The sequence below is a fragment of the Cutibacterium sp. LaCa_286 genome (assembly GCF_057198075.1).
Map to the genome: position 1 here is coordinate 1,175,263 of NZ_CP191091.1, position 24,213 is coordinate 1,199,475.

Consider the following 24,213-nt stretch of genomic DNA (forward strand, 5'->3'; position numbering starts at 1 on the left):
CGGCGGTGACGGACGCGACGTGACACTGCTGACGCCGTCCGGCAGCCCTGCCCGGCGGCGTCACGGCACTGCATGGCCTTGGCGGTGAGTGGTGCCTCCGGCGGGGTGCACGGCAAAGCGTCAGGGCTCTGCATGCCACAGCAGTCCAGTCGTGATCTCGATGGACGCCGGTCGTACCAGTGTGCCCGTGTTCAGCTCCACGGGTCGGTGATGGGATCTGGCAGTTCCTCGGTGATGTCATGCCACAACATCTCGTGCTCGACGAGCAGGGACTGCACGAGCACGTCGTTCCAGGCGTCGTCGATGATCATGCCGCGTACCGCCTCGGCGGCCTCGGCGGTCACGTCAAGGGTTTCGTCGCTGAACCACGCCGTGATCTGTTTGGGATCCAGCTGGGTGAGGGTCACTCCCCCATTGGCATGCTCCTCGTTGTCACCCATGACCGACGGCGGCACATGGGCAACGAGCACCAGGCGTCGACCGTACCGGGCAAGGCCTTGGACCGATGCGATGATCATGGCTGCCCGCTCGGTCTGTTCCTCGTCACCGTCAACGTCGAGGATGGCGCGCAGCTCGTCGGTGACGGTGAAGGCCTGCACCTGCTCAGAGACGTGCTGCACCATGGCTCGGGCCTCGGCTGCGCTGGCCGGGACGAACACTATTTCTGCTGGATCAGACATGACGCCTCCATGATGATGTGACACTTCTCAACGGTAACCGGCTTGACCAACATGTACGAGGCACTGCACCAGTGTTCCACGGTGGGACACACATGTCTCCACAGGTCCATTTTCCGGATCCGGGACGTTGTCCACAGATTTCCACTCGGCTCTGGCCTCTCATGGGTCTCACGGTGTGAGCTTGCAGCGTGACGATCCATGATTCATCCCTTCTGGCACGCGAATCCGGCATGGAGCTGCGTCAACTGCCCAGTTGGCTGCCATCCGGTGACGCTCCCACGGCATCTCACCCGGTCGATCTCGGGACCCATCCGATGCTGCCCGACATGACGGACGGCGTTGACGACCTCGTCGCGGACGAGTCGCGTGACACGCGCACCGGCGATGACGGCCGCGGTCCTGCGAGCAACGTCGTCGCACTGCACAGCGTCCGCCGGCCATCGACCTCATCGACCTCAGCTCCCGTGGCAGCAGCTCGTCTGGTGCTCACTGCCACCCGGGTGATCGTGGAGTGCGTCAGTGGTCGACGTCCCATGTCACACCTGCGCCGGATTGCAACTGTCCAGGCGGTTGAGGACATCAGACAGTGGCCGCGCGGTGCGGGATGGAACACCGTGGTGCAGATCGGTCGACCCCTCATCCAACGTCGGGACGAGACGATCAACGCCGTCGTCATGCTCGAGATTCAGCAGCACCGCATTGCCCTGGCCCTCACGCTCCGCGGCTCCCGGACGTGGCGGGTCACGTGGACCGAGCTGCTGCGCAACCGTGGTGTCGAGCAGCTCATCTCGGCGCCGTCGCGGTGACGATCCTCGACCGAGGCCCCGGCAACTCACGACGCACGGTGGCCCATCAGCGGTCTCCGGCACCGTGAACTCCAGTGCCGCACGGTGATCCTGCCCCGGGGCCCAGCACCCTGAACTTCAGTCACGGGCCACCGGCGGGACCGATCACCGGCCCCGGTGGAGTCAGACAGTCAACCAAGGGGCGTCCCGAGCAGATCATCGTGCGTCGGTAGGTCCGACTCAGTTCACCCGGCCAGGCGCGCCGTGGCAGTTCTTGAACTTCTTGCCGGAACCGCACGGGCACTTCTGGTTGCGTCCCACATTGGCGAATGGCTTGTCCTTGGGCTTGGCCTCGCTCTTGCTGACCTCGCCGGACTCATCGGGAGAGCTGTAACTCAGCTCGGTCTCCTCGTGGTGCTCCAGGCCCTTGCCCAGGGGCACCCCGGCACTCATCGAGGCACCGGTGACGGGCTCACCGGACTCGTCGGTCACCAGACCGACCTGCTGGGCCGGGCTCTGGATCTCCAGATTGAACAGGTAGCCCACGACCTCTTCCTTGAAGGCATCCATCATCGAGGTGAACATCTCGCCACCCTCACGCTGGTACTCCACCAGCGGGTCGCGCTGCGCCATGGCACGCAGACCGATTCCCTCGCGCAGGTAGTCCATCTCGTAGAGGTGTTCCCGCCACTTGCGGTCCAGGACGGTGAGCAGCACCTGACGCTCCAGCTCACGCATGGTGTCCTCGCCCAGAGCCTGTTCCCGACCGTCGTAGGCACCCTGGGCGTCGTCGGTGAAGGCCTCGACGAGCTCGTCGGCGTCGTCGCAGTCATGGAACTCCGATTTCGGCAGTTCCACGGGGTACACCTGCCCCATCTCGTGCCACAGGGCGTCAAGGTCCCAGTCCTCGGCGTAGCCCTCGGTGTACTGGCGCACGCAGGCCTCGACGACGCGATTGGTCGTGGCACGCAGCTCGGACTCGACGTCGGCCCCCTCGAGCACCTTGCGGCGGTCGGCGTAGATGACGTGACGCTGACGGTTCATGACGTCGTCATACTTGAGGACGTTCTTTCGCATCTCGAAGTTCTGCGCCTCGACCTGCTTCTGGGCGCTCTCGATCTGGCGAGTGAACCACTTGGACTCCAGGGGAACGTCGTCGGGGACGTTGAGGGTCACCATGGCACGGTCCAGCATCTCGGGCTTGAACAGGCGCATGAGCTCGTCCTGCACCGACAGGTAGAATCGCGACTCCCCCGGGTCGCCCTGACGGCCGGATCGGCCACGAAGCTGGTTGTCGATGCGCCGCGACTCGTGACGCTCCGAGCCCACGACGTAGAGCCCACCCAGTTCGGTGACCTTCTCGTGCTCGGCCTTGGACTGCTCCTCGTACTTCGCCAGCGTGCTCTCCCACGCCTGCTGGTAGGCCTCCTCGTCCTCGACGGGATCCAGACCCCTCTCGCGCAGGTCCAGCTCGGTGAGGAACTCAGGGTTGCCACCGAGGATGATGTCGGTACCACGACCGGCCATGTTCGTCGACACGGTGACCGCCCCGAGTCGTCCAGCCTGGGCGACGATGGCGGCCTCGGCCTCGTGATGCTTGGCGTTGAGCACCTTGTGCGGTACGCCAGCGCGTTTGAGGGACTCGGAGAGCACTTCGGACTTGGCGACCGAGGCGGTACCGATGAGCACCGGCTGCCCGGACTCGTGACGTTCCACGACGTCGGCGATGATGGCGTCGAACTTGGCCTGCTCGGTGCGGTAGACGAGGTCCTTCTGATCCTTGCGGATCATGGGCCGGTTCGTCGGGATCGGAATGACGCCCAGACCGTAGATCTTCTGGAACTCGGACTCCTCGGTCTTGGCGGTACCCGTCATGCCGGCGAGTTTGTCGTACATGCGGAAGTAGTTCTGCAGGGTGATCGTCGCCAAGGTCTGGTACTCGTCCTTGATCTCGACGTGTTCCTTGGCCTCCAGGGCCTGGTGCAGACCTTCGTTGTACCGGCGTCCTGCCAAGGTGCGGCCCGTGTGCTCGTCAACGATGAGGACCTCGCCGTCCATGATGACGTAGTCCTTGTCGCGGTGGAAGAGCTCCTTGGCCTTGATGGCGTTGTTGAGGTAGCCGATGAGTGGGGTGTTGACCGACTCATAGAGGTTCTCGATGCCCAACCGGTCCTCCACCATACTGATTCCGTGGCCGAGGACGGCGACGGTGCGCTTCTTCTCGTCGACCTCGTAGTCCTCGTCGCGGCGCAGCGAGGTGGCGATACGCGCGAACTCGGGGTACCACTGCTTGTTCTCCTCGGCGGGACCGGAGATGATGAGCGGGGTACGGGCCTCGTCGATGAGGATCGAGTCGACCTCGTCGACGATGGCGTAGTGGTGGCCACGCTGCACGCAGTCGTCCAGGCTGGAGGCCATGTTGTCGCGCAGGTAGTCAAAACCGAACTCGTTGTTGGTTCCGTAGATGACGTCTGCCTTGTAGGCCTCCTTGCGTTCGGCAGGGCTCATCTGGGAGAGGATGGCCGACACGTCGAGTCCGAGGAAGTGGTGGACGCGTCCCATCTGCTCCGACTGCACCTCGGCGAGGTAGTCGTTGACGGTGACGACGTGGACGCCCTTGCCCGACAGACCGTTGAGGTAGGCCGGCAGCAGACCGACGAGGGTCTTGCCCTCACCGGTCTTCATCTCGGCGATGTTGCACTGGTGCAGGGCGGCACCACCCATGATCTGGACGTCGAAGTGACGTTTGTTGAGCACCCGCTTGGAGGCCTCGCGCACCGTTGCGTACGCCTCGGGAAGCAGATGGTCGAGGTCCTCGCCGTTGTCGAGGCGCTGCTTGAAGTCAGTGGTCTGGCCACGCAGCTCGTCATCACTCATGGCGACGTAGTCGTCCTCGATGCTGTTGACCTGGCCAACGATCCGGTTGAGGCGACGGATGATCTTGCCTTCTCCGGCGTGCAGTGCGCGGTCCAACAGTTTCACGACGGGTGTCCTAACTCGAAAACATGTTCAAGGTGCACGACGTGCACCTCAGCCATCCTAGGGGCACTTCTCACCTGAACCCAATGTGTCACGCTCGTCAATCCTCTCGACTGACGCCGGCAACATCGTGGCATTCTTCCATCATCGACGGTTCTTCGCATGGAAATCGCCGCTGGCAGCAGTCTTTCTGCCACCTCGATGAGGATCGACTCGACGCATCGGGGGGGCAGTCAGCGCGTCAGGGCCGACCAGCGTCTTGGGGGCAGTCAGCACGTCGGGGTCGATCAACGCCTCAAGGTCAATCAGCGGGGGGCCGACCAGGTTTCCCCGGCCGGCCCCCGATGGATTCACTTCTCGCCCCGACGTCACTTCTCCTTGTCGACATCCAGGTGGATGACGCCGTAGTTGTACCCCTTGCGGCGGCGGTAGACCGCACTCGGACGGCCGGACTCGGCGTCGACGTAGAGGAAGAAATCGTGGCCGACGAGTTCCATCTCGTCAAGTGCCTGGGCCAGGGTGAGCGGTTCGGTGCGGAACACCTTCTCCTTGACGTACAGGGGGCCGTCCCCGGTCACCTCGACGTCGCCGGCAATCGTGCGGGTGGGGATGATGTCCCGCTCCTCACCAGCAGGTTCCTCGGGAATGTCGAGCATCTGGGAGACGCGCAACCCGCGACGACTGCGACGGCGGTCGGCGGCCTTGACCAATTGGGTGCGCAACCGGTCGGCGGCCTTGTCGAAGGCCACCATCTTGTCCTCGGCATGCCCCTCGGCGCGAACCACTGGTCCACGGGAACGCAGCGTGATTTCGCAGGTCATGGCCTGGTCGGGAGATCCCTTGACGTTCTGGGCGGTGAAGACGACCTCGGCACGGGTGACGCGATCCCTGATCTTGTCCACGGCGAGCAGTCTGTCCTCGACCTGGGAGCGCACATCATCACTGACGTGGCAGTGGCGACCCGAAACGATGACATCCATGGCATCCTCCTTGGTGGAGTCGTGCCGGAATTACCCGGCGAGTAACGAACACGGCTGCGGCTGGCTGCACGCCCCTCGACCTCGAGGAGCGAAATCGCCGGTGTCAACCGTGCATGGATGCAACGTTAGCTCAAGAGCCCCCTCCACGACAGGAGTTCGTCACAGACCCGTCCGGCTCAGGCCCACCGATGCGGTGTCTGCGCGTCGGCCAGCACCACCGCTGCCCGTACCTGGTACCCGCCCTCGGTGAGGGCACGGCAGGCCTCGGCCAGGCTCGCCCCGGTGGTGCGCACGTCGTCGATGACGACGACCGGGCCGTGCCCGGGAACTGCCCGCATCGACGAGTCCTGATTGGCGGCGCGGCGTTCGTGTGACACCTCCAGCTGGTCGCGCACGTGCCGAGTGCGCTTGAGCAGTGGGACCACCACGTCATTGCCGCGAGATACCAGGCTCGCCAGCCTCCGACCGTCCGGTCTGTGCCGGGTTGCTCCCAGTTCTGCAAGCCCCGCACTTCGACCCGCGGCACGACGCGCCGTGGCCTGCGTACCGGCAGCTTCCCCACACCTGCGAACTGCTGCCTGGGCCAGGTCGCGGGCATGATCGGCACCGCGGCGTCGCACCGCAGCCGGATCGGAGGGCATGGGGACGACCCGCGGCACCTGCTCATCGGCGGTGAGGACTGGGCCGAGTCCGGCGGCAAGCCAATCGCCGAGAGTCTCGTCGAGCCAGCCGGCACCACGATCCTTGTAAGCCGTCACCACATTGGGGATGGGGTCGCGATATGGCAGACACGCCACCACCGGCGGTGGCCCGTCACAGATGATGCGGGGTGCTGGACGCACGGCTGCCACGCACTGCTCGCACAGCCCCACCCCGGGTGCATGGCATCCGGGGCAGCAGGCTCCCAGCAGCAGATCCGCCAGGCTCTCAAGAATCCTCATGCCCTCCATCGTTGCCAGTGGCACTGCCAGGAACCAGGCAGCTCGTCGATCTGTTGACGGCGCTCCCGAGGTGCTCGAAGGAGCTGTGGACAACCCACACTGCGGACACCCCACCCGAGGGTGGTCGCCCCATCCGTACCGTCCTGTTCCACGCCCGGCCACACCCCTATCCAGTCCTATCTGCCCAGCCACACCCCTATCCGCTCAGAGCGACGGCAGTGATCGAGGCGTCCTCACCGAGCTGGGTCCAGCGATACCGGTACTCGTAGCGCAGCACGTGCCCGCTCTCGGTCATGACGACGGCCGACACCGTGTCGGCGGATGCCACGGTGGCCAACTGCACCATGTTCGCCCCGGTGAGCTGACCCACCGGCGTCACCTCGGCACCGTCGCAGCACAACTCGAACGGCGTCCCCGATGCACCGACGGCGGATCGTGCGATGACCATGAGCTTGGTCTGGCTGATCCACCCCACGTCAATGGCGATCGTCATGCCTGGATCCATCTCGGCGACGACACGCACCTCGGGCTGGCCAATGACCAGCATTCCCGAGGAATCCTTGCCCAGGGTGGACATCGCCAACCGGGAACCCTCTCCCTCCCCGAAGATGAAGGCGATGCGCGTCCATGTCCGGGGAGATGCTGAACGCGCGAATCCTCGTACGACGCAGGGCCGTGGCATTCACCGGTCTCGGCCTGCCTGCCAGGGTCACCGCGTGGACGACGGGGGTGACGGAGCCGGTGTCCTCGGCGGTCCAGATCGTGTGGTCCCGAGTGATCTGGGGACGCACCATCGCGGTACCGCTGGCCAGTTTTCGTGCCGTGCGAGCACCAGTGCACCACCACAGGCCGGTTCTGCGCTGATCGACCAGTGCCCACTGGTGGTCGGGGGTGGCCGATGGGATGGTGCCAGAGGGAGCGGTGCTGGGTGTGATGGCGCTGGGTGAAATAGCGCCGGGGCGCAGGGTGCCGAGACTGCCGCTGAGCGGGCGGAAGGTCTCGTCGCTGACCAGCGACTGCAGTGTGCCACCTCTGACGACGGTGACGACCAGCTTGTCATGGTTCTCGTAGGCTGCCATCGAGGCGAACAGGTCGAGGGAGACGGTGCCGTCCTCGGCGGCGTCGGCCAGCGTGAGGGGGACGCCGCGTGCGGTGAATCGCACCCGGGAGACCTGGGAGAACTTCGACAGGGTCCATGTGAACTGTGCCGCCATGACCCGGAGCTCATCGGGGGAAATCTGCGCGGCCCGGGCATTCAACGGCACCGTGGCCACGCCATTGGCGTCAATGCTGATGGATTCCGACGACAATTCCACAGAACTCGGTATGCCAGAATACCAGATGGATTCCGATCCGTCAGCGGCAGCTCCGCCCTTCGGCGGCCCAGCCAGCAAGGCCTTCACAGCATTGGTCGGGTTGGCCTCCGCCTGGGGAAGATGAATGACGTCTGGAGCGACGAGACCGGAAACCCTCCCCAAGAAATAGATGGCTGTCGTGTGGTAGCCACGCTCGAAGGCGAACAACGACAGCAACAGCCCGGTGGGCGGAGCCGAGACCCGCCACTGCCCCGCCACCTCGACCAAGGCGAAGTCGTGATCCAGCAATCCGTGCCCGCACAGGTCATGGTGGCCGCTGGCGTCGAGGGTGGCGATGAGGGGTGCGTGCAGCACGGCCCGGTCATCGTCGACGGTGGGTTTGTGGAACTCGGAGTCGTAGATGAGTGCGCCGGCGTACGGGTCCCAGTGCTGGGCGGCCTCGTCGGTGAGGTATGCCCGGGCGCTGCGGTAGGCGTCGATGGAGCTCGACATGGCCTGCAGGAATCCGGCCACGATGAGTTCTCGGCTGGCTCCGGGCTCGGGGGGACGCGGATTGACGTCGATGGGGTCCTGGCCTGCCGCCGGGCCGGGGGAATTGACCCGCTCGACGGGGCCTTCGGTGGGCACACCGGCGCATCCCGTCAGGGCGAGGGCTCCAGCCCCCACCCCGGCCCCCAGTACTGATCGACGGGAGAGCACCGACCGGCGGGGGACATCCCGGTGGGCGATGGGCAGCGACGGATCATCGGCACTTGTCTGGTGACAACCGCCGGTGTGGTGGCAGGTTCCGGTGTGGAGACAGGCGCCGGTACCGTGGCAGCCGCCGGTGTCACACGTGAGGTCGGTACGGACTCTGTCGGGACGAGTTCGGTCGGCAGAGGTTCTGGGGGTCTCGTGCTGGTCTCGGGGGCGTGTGAATCTCATGGTTCCTGCCTGTCGGAGGGCACCAGTGGTAGTGGCGAGGAGGTGAGCTCGGTTCCCCGGCGTCGTGGCAGCGTGAGTCGGAACTGGGCACCGTCACCTGGTCTGCCCCACGCCTCCAGACGTCCGCCGTGCAGCTCGGCGTCGTCATGTGAGATGGCCAGACCCAGACCGGTACCACCGACGGTGCGCACCCGCGAGGGATCGGCCCGCCAGAAGCGGCCGAACAGTTTGTCCACCTGCCACGCCTCGAGGCCGACACCATGATCCCGCACCGTCACGGCCACGGCATGCAGGTCATACCCCACGGTGACGTCAATGGGACGACATTCTGAATATTCAATGGCATTGGACAGCAGATTTCGCAGAATACGTCTCACTCGAATGGCGTCAATTTCCGCGGTGGCTCCGGAGAAGACGTGCACTCGTAGCTGGGTGTGCATCCTCGTGGCCAGGGGTTGGGCGGCCTGCACCTCTGCCTGCACCAGATCGACGATGTCGACCTCCTCAAGGACCAGGGTCGCCGCGCCGGCGTCGATGCGTGAGATCTCGAGCAGGTCGCTGAGCATGTCCTCGAACCGGTCGAGCTGGGTCATGAGCAGGTGGGCGGATCGTTGCGCGGCGGGGTCTGCCTCGTCCATCTGGTCTGCAATGACGTCGGCTGCCATCCGCACCGTCGTCAGAGGGGTGCGCAGCTCGTGGGAGACGTCGGAGACGAACTGCTGCTGCAGGGTGGAGAGTTGTTCCAGGTCGACGATCCTGCCCTGCAGCTGGGCTGCCATCTCGTTGATCGAAGTGGCGAGTTTCGCCAGGTCGTCGGTACCGCGCACCGGCATGCGCTCGTCCAGGTGTCCATCGGCAAGTCTGCGTGTCGTCCCGGAAGCCCGGCGAATGGGGCTGGCCACTGCCCGGGTGGCCAAGAAGGTCGTGAATCCCAGACCCATGACGATGAGAACTCCGGTGAGGGCCACCACTCCTTTGATGGTTGCCAGGGTGTGCACCTCCTGCTCGAGTGAGAACAGGAAGTAGATGGGAATGCGCATGTCCTGCCCCGGCACCCACAGCGTCGTCCCCACGACGATTCCCGGGATCTGCTCGTGGGAGGTGTCGGTGAATCTCAGGGTGGTGGGCGTGACGAAGACCCCGTCGGAGGAAGCGATGGTGTCGACGAGGTTCTGCGGCACGGAGTCCGCCGAGACGCCTGCCGAGATGAGCCCGGAGACCGAGCCCTGGATGATGATGTGGTAGTGCCCGGTGGGGCTGGCCGCCTCGTCGGCGAGCTGGGTGAGCCGTTCGTACAGGCTCGAGGTGCGCAGATCGGTGCCCTCCAGCTCGGTCTGCATCCGGTTGACGACTGCCGTCGCCTCGGCCACCGACGACTGTCGCTTGGCGGTGAGGATCCCGTCACCGACTCGTTGCATGAGGAACATGCCACCTGCCACCAGGACGATGAGGGCGAGCGACAGGGTGATCGCAATCATCCGCAGCGGCAGGGACGACCACCACAGGCGGCGTGCGGGGGTGAGGTGTGGGACACGTCGCGCCCCAAGCTGCCGGGCCATCGGTCAGCGTTCTTCCCCACCGGCTCGGTATCCGGCGCCTCGCACCGTGATGATGAGGCGAGGGTGTTCCGGGTCCAGCTCGATCTTGGAGCGCAGTCGCTGGACGTGGACGTTGACCAGTCGGGTGTCGGTGGAGCTGCGCTGATAGCCCCACACCTCCTCGAGCAGGGTGTCTCTGCTGAGGACGACATTGGGTCTGCGAGCCAGGGCGACGAGGATCTCGAACTCCAGGGGGTGAGCATGATCTCCGCTCCCCCCCACGGGTGACGCGATGTGCGGCGGTGTCGATGACGAGCCCACCCAGGGTGATGACGTCCGGGGCGGCGAGGTCGTTGGGTTGCCGCAGCCTGGCTCGGATACGAGCCACGAGTTCCTTGGTCTTGAAGGGTTTGGAGACGTAGTCGTCGGCCCCCGACTCCAACCCGGAGACGACGTCTGCAGTCTCCGAACGAGCGGTGAGCATGATGATCGGTACTCCGCTGGTGCGTCGAATGTCTCGACACACCTCGATTCCGTTGCGGCCGGGCAGCATGAGGTCGAGCAGGATGAGGTCGGGGCGAAATCCGGTGCAGGAGTCGACGGCGTCGGCACCGTTGTCGCACCAGTAGGTGAGGTATCCCTCCCGCTGCAGAACGATCTGCACCATCTCGGCGAGGGCGGCGTCATCGTCGACGACGAGCACCCGAGCGGCGTCGTCCTGCGTGTCGCGTGCAGCCACTCGTCCACCTCCTGCCTCACCGTGAGGGATTCAGCACGGGCCCACCACGGCAGTCCCACCACCCGTCCGGTCGAGACGTCATTTTAGCGGGGCCGAGCCGCGGTGTGCGGGCACGGACGTCAAATTCGTTCCCGCGCGGACAGGGCCGGCTGGAGGTGCCGCACTGCTCAGCTGGTGGGGTGCCGGTGAGGCCCGGCTTCAGTTGAGGTTCTCGTCGTCGGGCATGGTAGAGAGCAGGGCCTCGGTGCCGTTCTGGCGTCGCAGCACCCGTCGCCACAGGGTGGCGGGGTCCGAGCCGAAGACGTCGGACTCCCGGGCGAGGGCATGCACCCAGTCACCGCGGATGATCTCCGACTCCAGCTGCCCCGGCCCCCATCCGGCGTAGCCGGCAAACACCCGTAGGTCTGAATAGGCTCCGTGCACGAGTTCCACCGGGGTGTCGAGGTGCAGCAGACCGGTGGCACCCCGGACCGGCCGCCATCCGGGCGGCTCCTCGTGGGGCTGCTGCACTCGCGCCACACAGATCGCACCGTTGGGAGAGACCGGACCGCCTTGGAAGATGCACTGCGGCGGGGTCATGAGATGCACCCACTGTGGCAGGATCTGGGCCATGTCCAGCTGGGAGGGCTGGTTGATGACGACGCCGAGTGCGCCGTCCTCGTCGCAGTCGAGCAGGTAGATGACGCTGTGGGCGAAAATCCCGGTGGTGAGTCCCGATCCGCTGATGAGCAGGTCGCCGGCAGCCGGCGGGTTCGCCAGAATCATGGTTCCATCTTGGCACTGTTCGGCCAGGTCACTCGTAGTGAGTCCACATGCGCAGCACATGGACCACATGATCGTCGGGGAAGACCTCATAGACGAGCCGATGCTGGATGGTGATGCGCCGTGAGTAGCACCCGGCAAGATCACCGACCAGTTTTTCGTAGCGCGGCGGCGTGGCGAAGGGGTCATGGGCCACGATGTCGAGCAGAGTCTCGGCCTTCGGTCTGAATCCAGACGCGGAAAGTTTCCGGGCGTCCTTGCGGGCCTGCCGTGAGTAGACGATTCGCCAGGTACTCACCAGTCCACATCTTCCGAACCGGCCTCGATGCCCTCGGCACGGGCCTCGCGGATCGAGTCGACCATGCCTGGAACGGCTTCCAGGAAAAGGGTTTCCTGGATGGCCCGCCAGTCGTCCTCCCCGACGAGCACGGCGTTGCCGCGCTGTCCGGTGATGGTCAAGGGTTCTGCCTCGTCATTGACCTGATCGACCAGGCGATACAGATTGGCCCTGGCAGCTGTGATGGTGACTGCACTCATGGGCCAAGCGTACGCCATCACGTACATCGTGTGCACCAGGTGCGTGAGTTCCTCCGCACCGACGGTGGGAGGCGGCCTCGCCGATCCGCGGACTCTCGAGTGAAGGATGAACCCGGGGCGAGAAAAACATGGGTATGGGATGCCATCAATGCCGGATCGTATTGTCACGTTCTCTCCTGCCATGGATTTTTCCGTGACACCGGGACCACGATCACCGATGGCCCCGGACGACAACAGCCAAAACCCGATCAGAGAAAGCTGTGTACCCATGAAAAGCCGGAAAGCCATTAGGGTGACGCTCGCGGGACTCATGTCCTTGTCCGTCGCCGCGTGCGGTGGCGGCTCCTCGGCCACCCCGCAGTCCGACGAGACCCTCGACGCGACGGGTTCCGCGTCGGCTTCGCCCTTCGTCACCGACAGCGCCAGCCCCGAAACAGCAACCCCCCCGCAGGTAACTGAATCCCCCACCTCTGAACCCTCTGCTTCGGGATCCACCGAATCACCGGCCCCTGCCGAGTCAGGGGATTCCTCGGTCGATTCGTCCAATTCCGCCAACTCGGACGATGACAGCGATGTCACGGCTGCGGCGCCCCGTTCCACGGGCTCCGATTCCGATTCGACCAGCCCTCGCTCGGCCCGTTGGCACTCTGCCAGTACCCGATCGGGCAGGCACGCGACCTCTGGACGCACCCGTTCGGCTCGCGCCACCAGCGGGCACACGTCCCATTCCGATCCGGCGTCCCGGCGTCACACCGCCCAGGCACCCGCTGCACACTCCCGTCACACCACCTCGGCATCCGCTGCACCGAGCAGCGCGCCACGAACGCAGGGCGCCACCGTCTCCGCCACGACTGCCGTGCGGCTACGCCACCAGCCCACCACCTCCGCCAGGATCCTCGACGTGCTCTACCCCGGTGACCGCGCCACGGTGGTGAAGGGGTCGGTCGACGGCTGGACGAAGGTGACGTTCCACGGTCAGACCGGTTATGTCGCCAGCCGATACCTCAACGGTGCTCACACCACGGCAGGAAAGCCCAAGCCTGCGCAGTCAAGCAAGCAGGTGCGTACCGTCATCGACAAGCATCGCACGATCACAAGGAATGATCCGACGCTCGACTGGGGCACGACAAAGGTGCAGACCAAGGGTGTCGACGGTAGGATTCGCATCACCTACCGAAACGGGCGTGAGGTTTCTCGCCAGATCGTCGTCAAGCGTGTTGACGAGGTGATCCTGCATGGCACCAAGCCGGTTATCACCACCAAGACCGTCGATGTGCCGTTCAAGACGATCACCAAGGATGATCCGAACCTTGATTGGGGCACGTCTCGTGTCGGTGTCAAGGGTGTCAAGGGTGTGGATCGCGTCACCTACCGCAACGGTAAGGAGATCAAGCGTGAGACGATCACGGAGCCGGTGACGCAGATCGTCTACAAGGGGTCCAGGCCGGTCATCACGACCAAGGACGTGCCGATCGACTACAAGACCGTCAAGCGCAATGATCCCACTCTCGACCACGGTAAGACGAAGGTCGAGACCAAGGGTGTCAAGGGTGTGGCTCGCGTCACCTACCGCAACGGCAAGGAGATCAAGCGTGAGACGATCAAGGAGCCGGTGACTGAGGTCATCCGCGTGGGCACCAAGGACGTCGTCACCACCAAGGAGGTGAAGGTTCCGTTCAAGACCATCACGAAGAAGGACCCCAACCTGCCCAAGGGTCAGACGAAGGTGCTCACCGAAGGCCGCGAGGGTGTTGTGCGCATCACCTACAAGAACGGTCGCGAGGTGAAGCGTGAGATTATTACCAAGCCGGTGAACAAGGTGGTGGCCGTGGGCACCAAGAAGAAGGACGTCATCACGACCAAGGAGGTGAAGGTGCCGTTCAAGACGGTGAAGAAGAACGATCCCAACCTGCCCGAGGGTAAAACCAAGGTTGTGCAGCAGGGCCGTGAGGGCGTGGATCGCGTCACCTACAAGAACGGGCGTGAGGTCAAGCGTGAGCACATCTCCAAGCCAGTGAACAAGATCATCCACATCGGCACCAAGAAGAAGGATAAGCCGTCGAAGAAGCCGTATATCAAGTTCACGGCGTGTGGCCGTCCCAGCAAGGATTATCCGGGGATGCTCGACGTGTATGGCAATTATTATGGGCCGGCAGACGCCCTATTCGATGACGTCATTCATGTCACGGGAACGGACCAGTGGGGTCGTCCGTGGTCACACGACTACAAGGGCGGCGGACATGGCCAGTTTGGGACGGATGGAACTGGGAGGTTCCAGCATTGGGCACCCAAGGAAATCTCCAACCTCAAATGCTCCGGCGACATCTGGCTCGTCAACAACTAATCACCACCCCCACCCTGTGCCCCTGCATCCCATATGTGGATGTGGGGGCACACCCCACACAGAAAGGCACCCATGCCCGTCCACAAGTCCTCCCATTCCACCTACTCCAACACCGCCGCCCGAACAAAGTTCGGTGCCGCCAACGCCGCCGCCGGTCTGAGTGGGGAGAAGTGGCTGCTCAAGAAGCTGTCTGCGCAGTTCCCCGACGCCCACATCTGGTTCTCGGTGCGCACCCCGGCCCGGACGGGGCAGAAACGCTACAACTCCGACATCGACCTTGTGGTCGTCAACGGACGCCGCGTCATCCTCATTGACGCGAAACGGTGGGAGGCCGGCCACGTCTACTGGTCGCTGTTCGGTGTTTCCATGCAAGGCTGGCGACGTATGCGCCGCAACAACACACCGATGAAGCCCAGCCGTAACATGGCGATGGCGCAGTCTCGGGTGGCCCAAGACCTGCCGGGGGCGCACGTAACGTCTATGGTGATCTACACCCCCACCAAGAGAGGGTTGCCAACGTCGGTGCGGTGGCTGCGCTGGCCGGGTGGTATCAGATCGTATCTGCCCGGCGACGGGCTCCATGCGGTGCCGCGTCGTGTCGGTGACACCGCGGGTGGAACATGCCGGGGCGTCAGGGGCGCGAAAGGCCGTGGTGGGTACCACCGCGCCATGACGAAAATCGGCTGACGTCCGGTTCTTGCGCACGTTGCAGCTTCATCGTCGTCCCTGCCCCTAGGAGCACTCTGTCCGGTGTGCAGAACCGGTGTGGTGCGTCAACCCTCTGCCGATTATGTACATTGTCCCCATGCAGTCGCGTCGTGACGAACCGTCGAACAGTTCCCCCACCACCGGCCATCGGGACGTCAATCCCAAGGCCGCCGTGCCGATCATGCTCACCGCCTTCGTGCTGTGCCTCATGATCGACAATGGCTTCAAGTTCATGACCTCCCCCATCGCCCACGACCTGCACCTGTCGGAGAACACGGCATCCCTGCAGGCAAGCCTGGCTGGAATCGTCATCGGCATCGGGGCCATGGTCTACGCCGCCCTGGCCGACAGTGTGAGTATTCGCACCCTGCTCATCATCGGCATGGTCCTGGTGGGTGTCGGCTCGCTCATCGGGTTCCTCTTCCACGGTGTCTGGCCGATGGTGCTCACCGGCCGGCTCATCCAGACCTCCGGCCTGGCCTGCGCGGAAACCCTGTACGTCATCTACGTCACCAAGCACCTGCCCGAGAAGGACCAGAAAACCTATCTGGGTTTCTCGACCTCGGCCTTCCAGCTGGCCATGCTGCTGGGCGTGCTCACCAGCGGTGTCGTCGCCACCTACATCTCGTGGACGGCCATGTTCCTCGTGGCACTCATCCTGGTGCTCACCATCCCGGTCATCGTCAGGACCGTTCCGGCCGAGGAGACCACCCAAGCCCACGTCGACGTTCTCGGGCTCTTCCTCATCGCGGTGTTCTCCTCCAGCCTCATCATCGTCGTGGGCAATTTCGCCTGGCTGCCCGCCGTCGTCGCCCTGGTGGGAATTGCCCTGTTCATCTGGCACATCCACGCCCACGGCGAGACGATCGTGCAACCGGAGTTCTTCCACAACGGTCGTTACGTCACCACCCTCCTCGTGGTGCTCGTCGTCTACTCCACCCAGTTGGGGCTGTCGGCCGTCGTCATCCCCGGAGCCGTGCAGTACGTGCACCACCAGACCCTCGCCACCGCGTCATTCCTCATCGTTCCGGGATATGCAGTGGGTGCCATCGTCGGGGCCCTGTCTGGCCAGATCGGCAAGCGACTCTCCTCCCGACGCGCCATCCTCACCGCGCTGGGCCTCATCCTGGCGGCCCTCGTGCTCACCGCATGCCTCATCTCCCAGAACACCTGGGTGCTCGTCATCGCCATGATGTTGTTCAGCGCCGGGTTCGCCATGATGTACGCACCCCTGGTCAACACCGCCATCGCCGACATTCCGGCGCAGAAGACCGGCATCGCCATCGGTTTCTACAATCTGACGATCAACCTCGCCATCCCGCTGGGTATCGCCTACTCCTCGAAACTTGCCGACAGCAGGATCCATCTGCTCGGTGACACCGGGGTGGCCGCAACCTATTCGAGCATCCTGTGGATCCTCGCCATCATCGCCGCAGCCGGTATCGCCATCTTCCTCATTGCCGATCACCGTCTCGGCCGATCGAGCGTGTGAACCAGCACTCATTGTGGCAAGGACGTATATTCCGAGAAGTACGTAGTAGACGATGCAAAGGTGAACAGACAATGACCACGACGTTGAAGAAGGCCTGTGTGATTGGCATGGCGGGCATCATGACGATTGGTCTGGGCGCATGCGGCAACAAGTCGGACTCCTCATCGAACGCCGCCGGCAGCGACTCTGCTGCCTCGACGTCCACGACGACACTCAAGCAGGTCAGCAAGGACGACTTCACCAAGACCTTCTCCGACAAGAAGGTGGGTGGCCAGAAATTCTCCGTCATTGACAGCTCCCAGGTCGGCTCCCAGATTGACCGGCTCAACCAAGCCGTGAGCCAGCTCAAGGTCTCTCCCGCCTCGTGTGACACGGTGTTCAAGCAGATCAGCGCCGGCGTCACCAAGGACGAGGTGAGCAACGTCCTCGTGGCAGCTGGTGGCGATGAGTCCAAGCCGGTTGCCGTGACCTTCAACACGAAACTCACCGACCGCCAGAAGAAGACCTACCAGTCCCAGGACGAGCAGATCGCCAAGTGCGGCAAGATGACGATGTCCGGTCAGGGACAGACCATGAACGTCAACGTCAAGACCAGCCCGCTCAAGGGGTACGAGAACATCTCCAAGCAGGCCTCCCTCATCGACACCACCAGCTCGATGGGCAAGAGCGACCAGCAGCACAACTATCAGGCATACGTCTGGCTCACCGATGACCAGCTCATCCGTGCCAGCGCCAGTGACGCCAAGACGGCCGAATCCACGCTGAAATCCACCGTTGACGCGTTGAAGATCGTACAGGGCTGAGGCTGCCACTTCTCCCGGAGCAGCTTTTCCGTGGGGTGGGTGTGATCGGCACCCACCCCCATGACCAACATCTGATGTGAACCAGATCCGGTATCAGGACGCCCGAGGCCGTGCACACATGAAAATGCCTGCCGACGCATCACAATGTGAGCGCCAGCAGGCACGTGGTGGAGATGGCGGGAATTGAACCCGCGTCCTTGAAAGGCGAACCAGACATTCTCCGGGCGCAGTCGATGCTGTCGTGTTGCTCGGCCCCTGCACTCGCACCGACACGGTGCAGACAGGCCCAGTCGTAGAAAAAGTCCCACTCAGCCGCTACGACACAGCTGAGCAGCAAGTCCTCTCAACGAGGCCAGGATCCGGGCGGAGGACCACACCCGGGCTGACCCTTCGATCACCGATCAGGCGGCGAGAGCGAAGTCAGTGCGATTGTTATCGGCACTTATTGGTTTCCAAGGATCGTTAACGAGTTGACCCTGGCTTCTCGGCCCGCTTCTCCTGGAACCACCGTTCCAAGTCGAAACCAGTCATCCCCTCTGTGGAGTTGTACCATGCTATTTTAGTCTTTTTCGCGGCGGGAAGCAACCCTCGTGACTCGACCGCATCACGGGGCCACGCCCCCACATGGCACGAGCCAGATTGATGGGGAACACATGGGAGCGATTACCTGACCGGAGGACACTAGGCCAGATACCTTTTGATCCCCTTGTCGCTGGATCCTAGAAGAACTGTGGCCCCGGGAGCCTAGGATCCGCATGGGCCGCCGGAGGCACCGGTCAGTTGCGGCCCAGGACCGACCCTCAGTCAGGGCGCTGCCCCTCGTCCACGATCCTGGGCAGCATCTTCATCACCGGATCGTCCCAGTCAGTTCCCTCGAAGGCCTTGATGGCGCGGATGAGCGTCCCCAACACCCACACGATTCCCCAGGCCCACATGGCGTCGCCAACGGCACCGTTCAAATCCATGTTGCCCACACCGATCACGATCATCGTGATGACGACAAGGCCGAACATGTCAATCTGGAAATTGGCCTGCTTGGCAATCTGTCGGCGCGACCACGATCCCCTCTCGCTGATCGCGACACCGACGAGCGGACCGAACGGGCCGGTGAACAGAGCGCTGAGCCCCACGATGCCAGCACCCACGCTCGAGCCGTGAGTGGGCAGAGGACGAGTGCTCACCGCACTCGACACCAGGGGGACGGTGGCCAGGCCACGCAGGGTGGCATTGAGCTCCCGACGGGTCTTGGCACGCATCGCCTGCTCGACCCGTTGCTCCCACTCCCCGTGGTCCAGACGGCCGTCGGCCAACGCCACACCCAAGTAGTCGATGACGCGGTCACGCTGCTCATTCGTCACCCGGAGATCAAGGATGTCGTCGGTGCCAGTCATGCCTCCATTCTGCCGCATGTGACAAACCCCACGACACAGCCACTCGAAGTGCGGGGCGGGTGGGTGCGCAACAACACCGAACGCGCAGCTGCTGGAACACGGTCCCGGATCCACAGTGGCTGGGTGACCCGGAACGAGCTGGGGCAACCGTGCTCACGCCCCAAGCAGTGCGTGCCCCGAAACGAGCTGGGCACAGTCGTGCTCGCGTGCCCCCAAGCAGGGTGAGTTTGCGAGCCACCTCCTGAACGAGCACCTGAACGAGCTGGGCGGCGAACCTGCCAGGTCACTGAATGAGCCAAGTCACTGAGCAGTCAGGTCACCCCATGACCTTGGTCACTGGGTGAACCGGGGTCATGGGGTGAGGAGGCGGACAGCCTGTGGTCATTTGGCAGTCTGGTGCTGCGAGGGGTGAGGGGCCGGGTGGCTTGGCGTCACTGGGCAGCCTGACGCTGCGAGAATCGACGCAACGTGGTCACCGTCTCCCACAGCTCGGTGAGCTGCTCACGCACTCGCACCGGAGCGGTGCCACCACGTCCGGTACGGGCCGCAACGGCGCCGTCCACCGTAAGCACCGAACGCACCTGGGGGGTGAGGCGCTTGTCCACCGCAGCAAGCTCGTCATCGGTGAGATCGGCCAGCTCCTTGCCCTGCTCCTCACACACCTTGACGCACGCCCCGGAGATCTGGTGGGCGGCGCGGAACGGCACCCCCTGGCGCACCAGCCACTCGGCGATGTCGGTGGCCAGGGAGAATCCCTCCGGGGCCATCTGGGCCATGCGGTCCAGATGGAAGACGGCGGTGTCCATCATGCCGGTCACGGCGGGCAGCAGCAGGTGCAGCTGGTCGATCTGGTCGAAGACCGGCTCCTTGTCCTCCTGCAGATCCCGGGCGTAGGCCAGCGGCAGACCCTTGAGGGAGGCCATGAGCCCCGCCAGATCGCCGATGAGGCGGCCAGCCTTGCCACGGGCGAGCTCGGCGATGTCGGGGTTCTTCTTCTGCGGCATGATCGACGAGCCGGTGGAGAACGAGTCGTCCAGGGTGACGTAGGAGAACTCCCGGGTGTTCCAGATGACGATCTCCTCGCTGAGCCGGGAGAGGTCGACGCCGATCTGGGCACAGACGAAGGCGAACTCGGCCACCATGTCACGGGCGGCGGTGCCGTCGATGGAATTGGGCACCGAGCCGCTGAATCCCAGCTCACCGGCAACCTGGACGGGGTCGAGTCCGAGTGACGAACCTCCCAGGGCCCCCGAACCGTACGGGCTCGAGTCGAGTCGGGCGTCAAGGTCACGCAACCGCTCCACGTCACGGATCAGCGGCCAGGCGTGCGCAGCCAGGTGATGGGCCAGCAGCACCGGCTGGGCGTGCTGCATGTGGGTACGCCCGGCAATGACGGCATCGCCGGCCTCCTCGGCACGACGACGCAGCACCTCGACGAGATCCAGCACCTCCCCCGCCAGGGAGCGCGCCTCGTCACGCAGGTACATGCGCAGCAGGGCGGCGATCTGGTCGTTGCGGGACCGCCCAGCACGGATACGTCCACCCAGATCTGCCCCGGCACGCTCGATAAGGCCACGCTCGAGTGCAGTGTGGACGTCCTCGTCCTCCTCCGACGGGGTGAAGGAACCGTCGGCGACATCGGCGTCAAGTTGATCGAGCGCCGTGATGAGCCCGTCGAACTGCTCGTCGGTGAGCAACCCCGCCCGATGCAGAACCCCGGCGTGCGCCTTGGAGCCGGCAATGTCGTGACGAGCCAGTCGCCAGTCGAACTGCGTGGAGACGGACAGTGCAGCCAGGGCCTCGGACGGACCACCGGCGAACCGGCCGCCCCACAACGACAGACGACGGGCAGGTTCGGGTACAGGGTTGACGTTGTCGGTCACGATCGTCCTTTCATGAGAATTGACCAGCCTGGAAGCGGACTCCAGCACTTCTCCCAGCGCGAGGAGCCACGGTGTCTTGCGGTCGAGGCCCGGTCACGGGCCTGCAGCCAGCCTAGCGAGTGGTGAATCGAGTACGGGACGTTCGGCTCACCGACGTCGCTTGAGTCGGCTCGACATGGCCCGTTCCGCCTCGCGTTTGGCGTCCCGCGCCTTGATCGCCTCGCGTTTGTCCCATTCCCTCTTTCCGGTGGCAACGGCGATCTCAACCTTCGCGTACCCGTCCTTGAAGTACAGCTCCAACGGGACGATCGTCTTGCCCGGGGAATCCATCTCACGAGAGATCTTGGCAATCTCACGTTTGTTGAGCAGCAATTTGCGTTTGCGCATGACGTCGTGATTGCGCCAGGTACCAAACGCATATTCGGGGATGTGCAGGTTGTAGAGCCACACCTCACCATGTTCGTCCACCTGGGCAAAGGCATCCACCAGGGAGGCCTTGCCCGCTCGCAGTGACTTCACCTCGGTGCCCTGCAGGACGAGTCCCGCCTCCCAGGTGTCACCGATGGTGTAGTCGTGGCGCGCCTTCTTGTTGCGAGCAACGACTGTCAACCCTCTCTCACGAGGCATGGGGGCTTCCTCTCCATCGACGACAGGAGTACAAATCCTATCGCGACGTGGCCGCCGGGGCGATCACCATTGATCGCAGCGGCACTATACCGTCGGCGCCGTCGACGCGGAGCCATTCACCACATCAGCCTGGCACGGCAAGCGTGTGCACCAGGCCGGCGCGACAGGCATGGGGTGGTCCGATCAGCCCACGCCGATCAGACCACCCCACCGGTTTCAGAACCAACGACCCATCGGATTCTCACGGTTTCCATCGGTCCACACCATGAAATGCAGATGGCAACCCGTCGAAAAACCCGTGGTGCCGACATAGCCGATGACCTGGCCGCGCGACACGTGCTGCCCGACCCCGACCGTGTAGCTGCTGGCATGGTTGTACCCGGTCGTCACGTAGTGGCCGCCGATCTTGCCATGATCGAGCATGAGCCGGTTCCCGTAACCCCTGTTGAAGTACTTCTCGGCAACGACTCCGTCTCGAGGCGCCCGGATCGGGGTGCCGCACGAGGCGCCGAAGTCGGTGCCGTCATGGAGCTTCCACACGTGCAGGACGGGGTGGAACCGCTGTCCGTAGGGTGAGGTGATCGGGCCGTTGACCGGGTAGTCGAAGTACGAGGACGCCTTCCTGGTGCTGCCCGAGGACCTCTTGTGCGCCTTCTTCGGGTGATGGCGATGAGGCCTGCTGTGCTTGGCGGATCTCCTGGGCGTCGACTCGACCTTGCTGGCCGAGCCACGATGCTTGGCAGCGGCTTTCTTCTTTGCAGCAGCTTTGGCTTCCTTGCGCGCTGCTGCCTTCTCGGCGGCCTTCTTCTCGGCAGCGGCCTTGGCGGCAGCTTCCTTGGCACGTCTGCGAGCTTCCTCGGCACGCTTGGCAGCAGCGATGCGCTCCTTGATGCGCTTGTCGAGCTGGTCCTCCTCGGCACGCAGCTCGTCCTGGTGCTTGCGCTCCCCCGCAAGCTTGGCGTCTGCGCTCTTCTTGGCCTTCTCGTTGGCCGTCACGGCCGCAGCGACATCCTGCTTGGCAGTGTCGGCGGCAGACTCGGCCTGCTGCTTGCGCTCCAGGAGATCCTCGACGGCCTGCTTCTCACGCGCGACTCGATCTCGCGCCTGCTTCTCCACGTCTCGTGCCTTGCTGAGTGCGATCTGGCGGGTCTCAAGCTGGTCCAGTGCCTGCTGCCCCCCGGCCATGAGGGCGTTGGACCACTGAATGCGTGCGTTCATGTCGCCTGAGTCCATGTTCGTGAGGAATGTCGCAACACCCATCATGGGGGTCTGCTGCTGAACCGTTCGACTCACGACGACGGAAAGCTTCCGGTGCTCCCGCACCTGGGCTGCCTCGTTGCTCCTGACCTTCTGCTCGGCACGGGAGAGGTCACTCCTTGCCTTCTGCAGTTCGGCGGCCTTGGCCTCATCGGCTGCCTTCGCCTGGGTGACGGCATCCTGGGCACCCTGCAAGGTTCTTCTGGCCTGGTCCAGGTCGTTCTGGGACTTCTGCAGGGCGTCGGCCGCCTTGTTGACCTCGTCACTGTACCCCTCAGCGGCAGCCTCGGACTTCGTGATCTGCTTGGAGACCTCGTCCTTGCGATCAGTGAGGTCATCGGCGGAAGCCGTGTGGATGGTTCCGGCAGCGCTCACCGCCCACCCACTCAGTCCGACGACGAAGGCCAGTGCCAGGCCCTGGACCCGGCGATGACGCTGCGACATGGCGATGGGACCGTCCTTGGCATCTCGCTGGGGCGAAGCGAACGTGGTCGATTTGGCCGGGGGAAGCAGCCTCCTCATATGACACCCTTCTTTCCTGACATGCTGACTACTCAGACCTTGAGATACTTCTTTGCCGCCGCATAGGACGGGATGAGGGACAGGACGACGGCCACGATGGCCAACCATCCAATGGCCACCCACACGTGGTGCCAGTTGACCCACGCGATCGTCGACATCGTCACGGCGAATTTCTTCATGACGATGACGTAGGTACCCACTGCCAGCGTGCCGGCGGCCAGAATCGCACCAATGAGCCCAGCCACCAGGGACTCCAACAGGAACGGCGTGAGGATGAAACGGTTGGACGCACCAACCAGCTTCATGATCTCCAGCTCCCGGCGACGCGCGAACACGGCCATACGTATGGTGTTGGTGATCTGCAGGGCGGCAGCCACGAGCAGCAGTGCCGACAGACCCACCGTCGTCCATCGCAGGGAGTTGAGCCACACGAAGAGTGGGTCGAGGGCGGTGTGCAGATCGACGACGGCCTGGACACCCTTCATGGTCTGGGTGGCGGCCACGACCTCACGGTAGTTCTCCGGATTCACCAGTTTCACCCGGAAGGAGTCCTGGATGGTGTCCACCGTGAGGATCTCCTTGACCGGGGAGTCCTTGTAGACCCGCTGGTACTCCTCGAAGGCGTCCTTCTTGGACTCGTAGTAGACCTTCTCAACCTGCGGATCGCTCTCCAGCGCAGCCTTGATCGCGTCCTTGTCCGCCTGGCTTGCGTCCTTGCCGGGCGCACAGTTGTCGCCGGGGACGTTCTTCACACACAGGAAGACCGACACCTCGACCTTGTCGTACCATTTGCCCTTGATGAGATCGACCTGCTGGGCCGCCAACAGCGCGGCACCGAACAGAGACAGCGAGACCCACATCGTGACGATGACGGCAATCGTCATGCTGACATTGCGTCGCAAACCGTTCCGGGTCTCTCGCAGGGTGTGTCTCATGTGGTCAGTCCTTGGCAGCTGGGGGCAGATCGGATCGTGTTCGGGTGGGTCGGGATGGGGGTTCCTGGGG

General features: G+C 64.1%; 20 protein-coding genes, 1 other RNA gene and 1 pseudogene. 5 read left to right on the forward strand and 17 right to left on the reverse strand.

Translation table 11 applies throughout. The features are described from left to right. Positions 1–191: 191 nt before the first annotated feature. Complete coding sequence (locus ACP8JZ_RS05030; RefSeq protein WP_306516894.1) at positions 192–680, reverse strand: DUF6912 family protein; 489 nt, start codon at positions 678–680, stop codon at positions 192–194. Positions 681–868: 188 nt separating this feature from the next. Here ACP8JZ_RS05030 and ACP8JZ_RS05035 point away from each other — a divergent pair, with 188 nt between their 5' ends. Beyond that, on the forward strand, positions 869–1,486 hold the full coding sequence (locus ACP8JZ_RS05035) for an Rv3235 family protein (protein WP_306516893.1): 618 nt from the start codon (positions 869–871) through the stop codon (positions 1,484–1,486). Between the two features lie 219 nt (positions 1,487–1,705). Here the strand turns inward: ACP8JZ_RS05035 and secA are convergent, their stop codons facing one another. The 10 genes and pseudogenes from secA to ACP8JZ_RS05085 form a co-directional block, all read right to left on the reverse strand. Further along, complete coding sequence (gene secA / locus ACP8JZ_RS05040) at positions 1,706–4,447, reverse strand: preprotein translocase subunit SecA (RefSeq protein WP_462917157.1); 2,742 nt, start codon at positions 4,445–4,447, stop codon at positions 1,706–1,708. Between the two features lie 365 nt (positions 4,448–4,812). Next, the gene (hpf, locus tag ACP8JZ_RS05045; protein ID WP_021103477.1) at positions 4,813–5,424 is read right to left on the reverse strand and encodes a ribosome hibernation-promoting factor, HPF/YfiA family; all 612 of its coding nucleotides are present in this window, start codon (positions 5,422–5,424) and stop codon (positions 4,813–4,815) included. Positions 5,425–5,600: 176 nt separating this feature from the next. Then, positions 5,601–6,266 carry a ComF family protein gene (locus ACP8JZ_RS05050; protein WP_371415852.1) on the reverse strand — a complete coding sequence of 222 codons (666 nt, stop codon included), beginning with the start codon at positions 6,264–6,266 and terminating at the stop codon, positions 5,601–5,603. Positions 6,267–6,561: 295 nt separating this feature from the next. Continuing rightward, a complete protein-coding gene (locus ACP8JZ_RS05055) occupies positions 6,562–6,942 on the reverse strand; it encodes a hypothetical protein (protein WP_484482803.1) in 381 nt (126 codons plus the stop codon). Continuing rightward, positions 6,842–8,605, reverse strand: coding sequence for an LpqB family beta-propeller domain-containing protein (locus ACP8JZ_RS05060; RefSeq protein ID WP_484482192.1), 1,764 nt, complete (start codon positions 8,603–8,605; stop codon positions 6,842–6,844). The genes ACP8JZ_RS05055 and ACP8JZ_RS05060 overlap by 101 nt, the downstream gene beginning before the upstream one ends. Then, complete coding sequence (gene mtrB / locus ACP8JZ_RS05065) at positions 8,602–10,068, reverse strand: MtrAB system histidine kinase MtrB (RefSeq protein WP_484482804.1); 1,467 nt, start codon at positions 10,066–10,068, stop codon at positions 8,602–8,604. The genes ACP8JZ_RS05060 and mtrB overlap by 4 nt, the downstream gene beginning before the upstream one ends. A gap of 99 nt (positions 10,069–10,167) precedes the next feature. Continuing rightward, positions 10,168–10,810, reverse strand: a pseudogene (mtrA, locus tag ACP8JZ_RS05070) (MtrAB system response regulator MtrA). A gap of 270 nt (positions 10,811–11,080) precedes the next feature. Then, positions 11,081–11,647, reverse strand: a complete 567-nt coding sequence (locus tag ACP8JZ_RS05075; RefSeq protein WP_306516889.1) for a YqgE/AlgH family protein — start codon at positions 11,645–11,647, stop codon at positions 11,081–11,083. Positions 11,648–11,675: 28 nt separating this feature from the next. Next, positions 11,676–11,942, reverse strand: a complete 267-nt coding sequence (locus tag ACP8JZ_RS05080) for a Txe/YoeB family addiction module toxin (RefSeq protein ID WP_306516888.1) — start codon at positions 11,940–11,942, stop codon at positions 11,676–11,678. Then, positions 11,939–12,181 (reverse strand): type II toxin-antitoxin system Phd/YefM family antitoxin, encoded by a 243-nt coding sequence (locus tag ACP8JZ_RS05085; RefSeq protein ID WP_306516887.1) that lies wholly within the window; start codon positions 12,179–12,181, stop codon positions 11,939–11,941. Before ACP8JZ_RS05085 ends, ACP8JZ_RS05080 begins: the two co-directional genes overlap by 4 nt. A gap of 310 nt (positions 12,182–12,491) precedes the next feature. Between ACP8JZ_RS05085 and ACP8JZ_RS05090 the strand changes: the two genes are divergently transcribed. The 4 genes from ACP8JZ_RS05090 to ACP8JZ_RS05105 all read left to right on the forward strand — a co-directional run bounded on the left by ACP8JZ_RS05090 (position 12,492) and on the right by ACP8JZ_RS05105 (position 17,528). Next, entirely contained in the window at positions 12,492–14,525 is a 2,034-nt protein-coding gene (locus tag ACP8JZ_RS05090) for a G5 domain-containing protein (RefSeq protein ID WP_484482193.1), read from the forward strand. Positions 14,526–14,597: 72 nt separating this feature from the next. Beyond that, the gene (locus ACP8JZ_RS05095) at positions 14,598–15,212 is read left to right on the forward strand and encodes a nuclease-related domain-containing protein (protein ID WP_306517864.1); all 615 of its coding nucleotides are present in this window, start codon (positions 14,598–14,600) and stop codon (positions 15,210–15,212) included. Positions 15,213–15,330: 118 nt separating this feature from the next. Further along, positions 15,331–16,725: an MFS transporter gene (locus ACP8JZ_RS05100; RefSeq protein ID WP_484482194.1), complete on the forward strand. Its 1,395-nt coding sequence runs from the start codon at positions 15,331–15,333 to the stop codon at positions 16,723–16,725. Positions 16,726–16,796: 71 nt separating this feature from the next. Beyond that, entirely contained in the window at positions 16,797–17,528 is a 732-nt protein-coding gene (locus ACP8JZ_RS05105) for a hypothetical protein (RefSeq protein ID WP_306517862.1), read from the forward strand. A 165-nt stretch (positions 17,529–17,693) separates the two neighbouring features. Here the strand turns inward: ACP8JZ_RS05105 and ssrA are convergent. The 6 genes from ssrA to ftsX all read right to left on the reverse strand — a co-directional run bounded on the left by ssrA (position 17,694) and on the right by ftsX (position 24,143). Further along, positions 17,694–18,063: a transfer-messenger RNA gene (gene ssrA / locus ACP8JZ_RS05110) on the reverse strand. A 265-nt stretch (positions 18,064–18,328) separates the two neighbouring features. Then, on the reverse strand, positions 18,329–18,919 hold the full coding sequence (locus tag ACP8JZ_RS05115) for a DUF1707 SHOCT-like domain-containing protein (RefSeq protein WP_157738760.1): 591 nt from the start codon (positions 18,917–18,919) through the stop codon (positions 18,329–18,331). Positions 18,920–19,350: 431 nt separating this feature from the next. Beyond that, positions 19,351–20,802 (reverse strand): argininosuccinate lyase, encoded by a 1,452-nt coding sequence (argH, locus tag ACP8JZ_RS05120; RefSeq protein ID WP_371415928.1) that lies wholly within the window; start codon positions 20,800–20,802, stop codon positions 19,351–19,353. 147 nt (positions 20,803–20,949) lie between these two features. Beyond that, the gene (smpB, locus tag ACP8JZ_RS05125) at positions 20,950–21,429 is read right to left on the reverse strand and encodes an SsrA-binding protein SmpB (RefSeq protein ID WP_021103490.1); all 480 of its coding nucleotides are present in this window, start codon (positions 21,427–21,429) and stop codon (positions 20,950–20,952) included. Positions 21,430–21,645: 216 nt separating this feature from the next. Continuing rightward, positions 21,646–23,130, reverse strand: a complete 1,485-nt coding sequence (locus tag ACP8JZ_RS05130; protein WP_306517861.1) for a M23 family metallopeptidase — start codon at positions 23,128–23,130, stop codon at positions 21,646–21,648. 110 nt (positions 23,131–23,240) lie between these two features. Beyond that, positions 23,241–24,143 carry a permease-like cell division protein FtsX gene (gene ftsX / locus ACP8JZ_RS05135; RefSeq protein WP_306517860.1) on the reverse strand — a complete coding sequence of 301 codons (903 nt, stop codon included), beginning with the start codon at positions 24,141–24,143 and terminating at the stop codon, positions 23,241–23,243. Positions 24,144–24,213: the final 70 nt, after the last annotated feature.